At 68.9% G+C, this 8622-nt stretch carries 5 protein-coding genes and 1 pseudogene; all 6 read right to left on the bottom strand.

Annotated elements, in window-relative coordinates; all coding sequences use genetic code 11:
* Positions 1 to 374, bottom strand: a pseudogene (locus tag APM_RS06950) (cytochrome D ubiquinol oxidase subunit I); the annotation flags it as partial.
* A 98-nt stretch (positions 375 to 472) separates the two neighbouring features.
* A complete protein-coding gene (locus APM_RS06945) occupies positions 473 to 3622 on the bottom strand; it encodes an efflux RND transporter permease subunit (protein WP_007422644.1) in 3150 nt (1049 codons plus the stop codon).
* Positions 3623 to 3626: 4 nt separating this feature from the next.
* Entirely contained in the window at positions 3627 to 4790 is a 1164-nt protein-coding gene (locus APM_RS06940) for an efflux RND transporter periplasmic adaptor subunit (protein WP_007422643.1), read from the bottom strand.
* Between the two features lie 213 nt (positions 4791 to 5003).
* Positions 5004 to 6590, bottom strand: coding sequence for a phosphoglycerate dehydrogenase (gene serA / locus APM_RS06935; RefSeq protein ID WP_007422642.1), 1587 nt, complete (start codon positions 6588 to 6590; stop codon positions 5004 to 5006).
* Positions 6591 to 6593: 3 nt separating this feature from the next.
* Positions 6594 to 7784: a phosphoserine transaminase gene (locus tag APM_RS06930; RefSeq protein WP_007422641.1), complete on the bottom strand. Its 1191-nt coding sequence runs from the start codon at positions 7782 to 7784 to the stop codon at positions 6594 to 6596.
* Positions 7785 to 7888: 104 nt separating this feature from the next.
* On the bottom strand, positions 7889 to 8622 hold a 734-nt coding region (locus tag APM_RS06925; protein WP_007422640.1), incomplete at its 5' end, for a TlyA family RNA methyltransferase.

Here is an 8622-nt window from a genome sequence, read left to right as displayed (position 1 = left end):
GCCCAGGCCACCACCTGCCGTTCGACTTCGAGCCCGACATGATCCCGCCCGCCGCAATTCTCGTTGAGTCCGCCGGCCAGCAGTTCCGCCAGCATCCCCACCGCGTTGCCGCCGCCCTGCACCCAGCCCATGAAGCGCGGGTTCGCGTTGCCCGAGGCATAGGGCGCGATCCGTGTGGCGAAGGCGTCATAGGCGGCGGCGGCCCCGATCCCCTCGCGCGGCACCGGGGCGCGGAACCCCGCGCGCACCGCGTCGGGCATCGGTTGCCAGACCGGCGCCGCGCCAAGCCCTTCCAGCCGGTCGAACATGTCGTCCATCATCCGGTGCCCCAGCGCGCGGAGCTCGGACCAGTCCTCGGGATCAAGCGTTGCCATGGACGCTGCTTATGCGCGCCGGCGCGGGCGGTAAAGCCCGCCAGACATAACCCGGTAAAGCCCGCCAAACATAACCCGGCAAAGCCCGCCCGCGCCGCCTAGTCGTCCCCGGTGACGGCGATTTCCTTCTGCCGCTCGCGCGCCCGGCGCGAGACGCGCATCCGCAGCGTCTCGAACGTCACGTACAGCAGCGGGATCACGAAGATGCCGATGCCGCTGGCGAAGATCATCCCGGCGAAGACCGGCGTGCCCAGCGACCGCCTGGTGATCTGCGCCGCCCCGGTCGCCACCACCAGCGGCAGCAGCCCGAAGATGAAGGCGATCGAGGTCATCATCACCGCGCGGAACCGCATCCGCGCACCCAGCACCGCCGCCTCGCGGATGCCCATGCCCTCCTCGCGCCGCTCCTTGGCGAACTCGACGATGAGGATGCCGTTCTTCGCCGCCAGCGCGATCAGCACGACGAGCCCGATCTCGGCATAGAGGTCGATCGTCAGCCCGCCGAGCACGATGCCGAGCATCGCCCCGAACACGCCGACCACGACCGAGAGCAGCACCGGCACCGGAATGATCCAGCTCTCGTACAGCGCCACCAGGAACAGGTAGGCGAAGATCAGCGACAGGATGAACACATAGGCCGCCTGGCCCTTGGCCTGCTGCTGCAGATAGGCGGTGCTGGTCCAGTCATACGAGAAGCCGGCCGGCAGCACGCGGGCGGAAATCCGGTCCATCGCCGCCAGCGCCGCCCCGGACGACACGCCCGGCGCCGGCGAGCCGAACACCGGTGCGGCCAGCGAGTCGTTGTAGCGGCTGACGATCTGCGGGCCGAGCCGCGTGTGCGCCGTCGCCAGCGAGCGCAGCGAGACCATCTTGCCGGAATCGCTGCGCACATAGATCCGCCAGATCGCGGCGCGCGTGTCGCGGTCGGCCGAGGCGGCCTGGATGTTCACCTGCCAGACCTGGCCGAACATGTTGAACTGGTTGACGTAGAACCCGCCGAGCGAGGCCTGCAGCGCCTGGAAGATCGAGGAGATCGGCACGCCGAGCGCCTGCGCCTTGGCGCGGTCGATATCGAGATAGACCGAGGGGTTGTTCGCCGCGTAGGTGCTGAACACATGCGCGAGCTTCGGGTCCGAATTCGCCGCGACGATCAGCCCCTTGAGCACCGAATTGAATTTCTGCTGGCTCGCGCCGGCGACGTTCTCAAGCTCGTAGGTGAAGCCGCCATTGGTCGACAGCCCGATGATCGGCGGCAGGTTGAAGGCGACGATGTTCGCCCCCTGCACCTGCGAGCCCATCGCGAAGATCTTGCGGATCACCGCCTGCACCGAATTCTTCGGCCCCGGCCGCTGCGCGAACGGCTTCAGGTGCGCCACCATGAACAGCGCGTTCGGCTCGGTCGCCGAGTCGAGGATCGAGTAGCCGTTGATGGCGATCACGTCCTGCACCTGCGGCAGGGTGTGGATCATCTTCGCCAGCTTCTGCCCCATCGCGTCGGTCCGCTGCAGCGAGGCGCCGGGCGGCAGCGTCGCCTGGATGAACAGCGCGCCCTGGTCCTCGTCCGGCAGGAACCCGCCCGGCGTGATCCGCGCGAGCAGGAACGCCGCCACCCCGAAGGCGACGATCACCATCAGCCCCAGCACCGAGCGCGCGACGAGCCGGCCGATCAGCCGGCTGTAGCCCGCCCGCGTCCGTTCGATGAAATCGAGGACGCGCGCCATGATGCCGTGCCCGTGCTCGCCCCGGCGCAGCAGGATGGCGCAGAGTGCGGGCGACAGTGTGAGCGCGTTCAGCGCCGAGATCAGCATCGCCGTGCTGATCGCCACCGCGAACTGGGTGAACAGCAGGCCCGACAGGCCGGGGATGAACGCCGTCGGCACGAACACCGAGAGCAGCACGAGCATGATCGCGATGATCGGCGCCTGGATCTGCGCCATCGCCACCTTCGCCGCCTCGCGCGGCGACAGCTCCGGCCGCTCCGCCATCACCCGCTCGATATTCTCGACGACGACGATGGCGTCATCCACCACCAGCCCGGTCGCCACCACCAGCGCCAGCAGCGTCACCGTGTTCGCCGAATAGCCGAGGGCGAGCATGCACGCGAAGCTGCCGAGCAGCGCGATCGGCACGACGATCGTCGGCACCAGCGCCGCCCGCCACGAGCCGAGGAAGAAGAACACCACGAGCACGACCAGCGCGAACGCCTCGGCCAGCGTCTTGATCACCTCGCTGATCGTGTCCGAGACGAAGCTGCTGGAATTGTAGACCGTCTTGCTCGCGAGGCTGGCCGGAAACCGCTTCGAGAGCCGGGCGATCTCCGCCGACACCCGCCCCGAGGTCGCCACCGCGTTCGCCCCCGGCGAGAGGAACACGCCGATGGCGACACCGGGATGCCCGTTGATCCGGTCGACCTGGTTCTCGCTCTGCGGCCCGAGGCGGATCTTCGCCACGTCCTTCAGCCGCAGCAGCGAGCCGTCCCTGTTGCCGCGGATGACGATGTTGCCGAACTGCCGGGCCGATGTCAGCCGCCCCTCGGTCTGCACCGAGAGCTGGTATTGCTGCTTGCCGGCGATCGGCATCAGCCCGATCGTGCCGACCGGCGCCTGGGTGTTCTGGTCCTGGATCGCGCTGATCAGGTCCGCCGGCGTCAGCCCGAGCTGGGCGAGGCGGGCGGTGCTGAAGATCACCCGCATCGAATAGTCCTGCTCGCCGAACATGAACGCCTGGCCCACCCCCGGCACGCGGCCGAGCGGGTTGAGCACGTTGATCTTCACGTAGTTCGAGATCTGCAGCGGCGTGAGCTTGTTGTCCGGGCTGTAGAAGAACATGAACTCCAGCACCGAGGCGGAGCGCTTGCGCACCGTCAGCCCTTCCTTCTGCACCTCGGCCGGCAGCTGGGTCAGCGCCTGCTGCACCGCGTTGGTGACATTGACGGTGTCGATGTCCGGGTTGCTGCCGAGCTTGAAGGTGACGGTCAGATTGTAGGAGCCGTCATTCGCCGTGGTCGAGGAGTAATAGATCTCGTCGCTCAGCCCGTTGATCTGCTGCTCGATCGGCTCGGCCACGGTGTCGTTCACCACCTGCGCCGAGGCGCCCGGATAGGTCGCGGTCACCTGCACCGCCGGCGGCACGATCGAGGGGAACTGCGCCACCGGAATCCGCGTCATCGCGATGATGCCGGCGATGGTGATCACGATCGCGATCACCATCGCGAAGCGCGGCCGGTCGATGAAGAAGGAGGGGATCACGGCCTCAGCCCCGCGCTGCCGGCGAGGCAATCACCTTCGCGTTCGCCTTCACCCCGGGATGCACCTTCTCCACGCCATCGACGATCACCTTCGTCCCGATGGCCAGCCCGCTCGCGATCGTCGCGGTCGCCGGCGTGGTCGAGGCGAGCTTGACGTCGGCGCGCGCCACCTTGCCGTCCTTGCCGACGGTCAGCACATAGTCGCCCACCTGGTCGGCCAGCACCGCGTCGCGCGGCAGCACGATCTTGTCCTCCGGCGTGCGGCTGCGCACGATCACGGTGACGAACTCGCCGCTGGTCAGCTCGCGGTCGCTGGTGCGCGCATTGCCGAGCCCCTTGATCACCGGGTTCGGAATCGTCCCCTGCATCGCGAGGCTGTCGGTCGACTGGCTGATCTGGTTGCTGGTGAAGTCGAGCGTGCCCTCCTGCCGGTCCATCCGCCCGTCCGGCAGCTTCACCCGCAGCACCACGCCGGCGAGCCCGCCCTGCGTCGCCAGCCGCTGGCGCAGCCGGATCGCATCGCGCGTCGGCATCGAGAAGACGATGTTCATCGGGTTCTGGCTCACCACGGTGGCGAGCGTTCCCGTATTCGGCCCGACGACATTGCCGATATTCACCGCGCTCGCGCCGATCCGCCCGTCGAGCGGCGCGCGGATCTGGGTATAGGCGAGGTTGATCGCCGCGGTCTCGCGCGCCGCCTCGGCGGCCTGCAGCTTCGCCGCGGCACTTTCCGCCGCCGCCTTGTCGTCGTCGTAGGTCGATTGCTGTCCGGCCGGCGTGTGCAGCAGCCGCGCCGCGCGCTCCAGCGTCAGCTCCGCGTTGTCGAGCGTCGCCTGCGCGTCGGCGACATTCGCCTTCGCCTGGTCGAACGCCGCCTGGTACGGCCCCGGCTCGATCACGTAGAGCAGCTGCCCCTTCTTCACCTCCGCCCCCTGGCGGAACAGGCGCTTCTCCAGATACCCGGTCACCCGCGGCACGAGATTGACGATATGCGCCGCCTGGATCCGCCCGATGAAGCTGTCCTGCTGGTAGACCTTCTGCGGCTTCACGACGACGACGCTGACCACCGGCGGCGGCGGCGCAGCGGCCCGCGCCCCGGCGATGCCGAGGGCAAGGACGGTCACGAAGCCGGCGGCGCGGCAGGCCGTGGCATGAAGCGATCGGCGCATGCGGTTCCTCTTTGTGTGGCGCGGATGGATTCGGGCGCGGACGACAGGAGAGAGATCGGCGCGGACGCCGCCGCCGCAACCCCGCTTCGCGCAGGAACGGCAAGACTCCTGTCCTGCCTCTCAATAATGGAGACGGGGCCGCGCCGTCAATTGCGCGACCCCGTTCCGCCAGCCGGTTTTGCGGGAGCCTCCGGCGTTGTTAATATATCGGTATCAGAACGAAATCTGCGTCGCCTGCATCACCTGCGGCAGCGCGCGGATCGCGGCGAGCGCGTCGTCCGGCAGGGTCTCGTCGATCGAGATCAGGCACACCGCATCGCCGCCCTTCTCGGTCCGGCCGAGATGGAAGGTGGCGATGTTGATGCCCTTCTCGGCGAGAATGGCGCTGCACTGGGCGATGAATCCCGGCTTGTCGCGGTTGGTCACATAGAGCATGTGCCGGCCGAAATCCGCCTCGACCTTGATGCCCTTCACCTCGACCAGCCGCGGCTTCGCCCCGCCGAACAGCGTGCCCGACACGGTGCGCGTCTGCTCGTCCGTCGTCACCGAAACGCGGATCAGCGTCTGGTATTCGCAGTCGCGGTCGAACACCGTCTCCGCCAGCTCGATCCCGTGGTCCCGCGCGAAGACCGGCGCGTTGACCATGTTGACACCTTCCATCATCGGCGCGAGCAGCCCGGCGAACAGCGCCGCCGAGAGCGGGCGCTGGTTCACATGCGCGGCCGCGCCCTCGTATTCGATGCCGACCTTGCGGATCACGCCCTGCCGCGCCTCGGTCAGCTGCCCCGCGAAACTGCCGAGCAGCTGGCAAAGCTCCATGTAGGGCTTGAGCCTCGGCGCGTCCTCGGCCGAGACCGAGGCCATGTTGATCGCGTTCGTCACCGCCCCGGTCAGCAGGAAATCGCTGATCTGCTCGGCCACCTGCAAGGCCACGTTCTCCTGCGCCTCGGTCGTCGCCGCCCCCAGATGCGGGGTGCAGACCACGTTCGGCAGCGCGAAGAGCGGGCTTTCCTTCGCCGGCTCGACCTCGAACACGTCGAGTGCGGCGCCCGCCACATGGCCCGATTTCAGCGCGTCGTACAGCGCCGCCTCGTCCACCAGCCCGCCGCGCGCGCAGTTGATGATGCGCACACCCGGCTTGGTCCTGGCGATGCTTTCGCGCGAGAGGATGTTGCGCGTCTGCTCGGTCAGCGGCGTGTGCAGGGTGATGAAATCCGCCCGCGCCAGCACCGTGTCCAGATCCGCCTTCTCGACGCCGAGCGTCGTCGCCCGCGCCTCGGTCAGGTAGGGGTCATAGGCCAGCACGCGCATCTTCAGCCCGAGCGCGCGGTCGGCGACGATCGAGCCGATATTCCCCGCCCCGATCAGGCCGAGCGTCTTGCCGGTCAGCTCGACGCCCATGAACCGGTTCTTCTCCCACTTCCCCGCCTTGGTCGAGGCCGAGGCCTCCGGCAGTTCCCGCGCCAGCGCGAACATCAGGCCGATCGCGTGCTCGGCGGTGGTGATGGCGTTGCCATAGGGCGTGTTCATCACCACCACGCCGCGCGTGGTGGCCGATTTCACGTCCACGTTGTCGACGCCGATGCCCGCGCGGCCGATCACCTTCAGGTTGGTCGCCGCGTCCAGCAGCTCGCGCGTCACCTTGGTCGCCGAGCGGATGGCGAGCCCGTCGAATTCGCCGATGATCTCGCGCAGTTCCGCCGGGGCGAGCCCGGTCTTCACCGTCACGTCGATGCCGCGCCGCTTGAAGATGTCGATGGCGGCGGGAGAAAGCTTGTCGCTGATCAGAACCTTGGGCATGTCTCAGGCCTTCGCGGAAATGTCGGAATGAACGGCGTCGATCGCCCAGTCGATCCAGGGCAGCAGCGCCTCGATGTCGGCGGTCTCGACGGTGGCACCGCCCCAGATCCGCAGCCCCGGCGGCGCGTCGCGATAGGCGCCGATGTCATGGGCGACACCTTCGGCCTCCAGCAGCGCGGCGACCCGCTTCGCCGCCTTCGCCTGCGCCTCGGCATCGAGGGCGGCGAACCACGGCGCGGCGATGACGAGGCAGATCGACGTGCAGGAGCGGATCGCCGGATCGGCGGCGAGGAACTCCACCCGCGCATTGCCCTCGGCCCAGCGCGCGATCGCCGCGAGATTCCGTTCCGAACGCGCAATCATGGCCTTGAGCCCGCCGATGCCCTCGGCCCAGCGCAGCCCGTCCAGCGCGTCCTCCACCGCCAGCATCGACGGGGTGTTGATCGTCTCGCCGGCGAAAATCCCCTCGATCAGCTTGCCGCCCGAGGTCAGGCGGAAAATCTTCGGCGGCGGCCGCTCCGGCTTGTAGGTCAGCAGCCGCTCCACCGCACGCGGCGAAAGCGCCAGCATCCCGTGCGCCGCCTCGCCGCCCAGCGCCTTCTGCCAGGACCAGGTCACCACATCGAGTTTTTCAAAGGGCAGTTCCATCGCGAACGCGGCCGAGGTCGCGTCCGCGATCACCAGCCCTTCACGATCCGCCGGAATCCAGTCGCCGTTCGGCATCCGCGCGCCCGAGGTCGTGCCGTTCCAGGCCAGCACCACGTCATGGCTGAAATCGACGGCGGCAAGATCGGGAATCTGTCCATAGGGCGCGCCCAGCACCCGCGCGTCGGCGAGCTTGAGCTGCTTGACCACATCGGTCGCCCAGGCCTCGGAGAAACTCTCGAACGCCAGCACGTCGACCGGCCGGGCGCCGAGCATCGACCACAGCGCCATCTCGACGGCGCCGGTGTCCGAGGCGGGAACGATGCCGAGCCGCCAGTCGGACGGCAGGCCGAGAATGTCGCGCGAGCGGGTGATCACCTCGGCGAGCTTCGCCTTCGGCTCCTTGGCGCGGTGGCTGCGGCCGAGCATCGCGCCGGAAAGCGCCTCGAGCGTGAAGCCGGGCCGCTTGGCGCAGGGGCCGGAGGAAAAATTCGGATTGTGGGGGCGGTGTTGCGGCTTCGCGTGCGCGGCCGCGGCGGCGTCTGCCATCGATGGTCTCCCTTGCAGAAGATAAGCGCCCCGGTGGGGGGGCGTGACCCGAGGCGGCATGTATCCGGCTTTTCGCGCCGCCGCAAGCAAAACCGTGCGCCGCCTCAGCGCGCGTCCCTCATGGCTGCAATCAGGAATTCACGGTTGCCATCCCCGCCCTCGATCGGGCTGGGGATGATGCCGAGCCCCCGCCAGCCGGGAATCTGCGCGAACCAGTCGCCGATCTCGCCGCACACCCGTTCATGCACGGCAGGGTCGCGCACGATCCCGCCCTTGCCGACCGCCTCCGGCCCCGCCTCGAATTGCGGCTTGATCAGCGCCACCGCGAAGGCGTCCTTCCCGCACAGGGCGAGCCCCGCCGGCAGCACCTTGCGCAGCCCGATGAAGCTCACGTCGCACACCAGAGCACCGAGCCCGCCCGGTATCCCCGTGGCCGACAGGTCGCGCGCGTTCACCCCCTCATGCAGACGCACCCGCGCATCGTCGCGCAGGGCAGGGGCCATCTGCCCGTGGCCCACATCCACCGCGTGCACCAGCGCCGCGCCGCGCGCGAGCAGCACCTCGGTGAACCCGCCGGTCGAGGCGCCGATATCGAGGCAGGTCCGGTTTTCCGGTGACAATCCGAAATGATCGAGGGCGGCGATCAGCTTCAGCGCCCCGCGCGAGACCCAGGCGGCGCCGGCATCGGCCACGCTCAGCGCCTCGTCGTCGCCCACCATCTCGCCCGGCTTGCCGATCGTCCGTCCGCCCGCGCTCACCAGGCCGCGCCGGATCGCCTCCTGCGCCCGCGCCCGGCTCGCGAAATGCCCGCGCGCGACGAGGGCGAGGTCGGCCCGGC

The organism is Acidiphilium sp. PM (assembly GCF_000219295.1).
Lineage (GTDB): Bacteria > Pseudomonadota > Alphaproteobacteria > Acetobacterales > Acetobacteraceae > Acidiphilium > Acidiphilium multivorum.
The sequence above is the reverse complement of the archived record's forward strand: the minus strand, read 5'-3'. Positions and strand labels throughout refer to the sequence as shown.

Coding starts and splice junctions, on each gene's coding strand:
- APM_RS06940 (WP_007422643.1), bottom strand. CDS start 4,790: ATGCGCCGATCGCTTCATGCCACGGCCTGCCGCGCCGCCGGCTTCGTG.
- serA (WP_007422642.1), bottom strand. CDS start 6,590: ATGCCCAAGGTTCTGATCAGCGACAAGCTTTCTCCCGCCGCCATCGAC.
- APM_RS06930 (WP_007422641.1), bottom strand. CDS start 7,784: ATGGCAGACGCCGCCGCGGCCGCGCACGCGAAGCCGCAACACCGCCCC.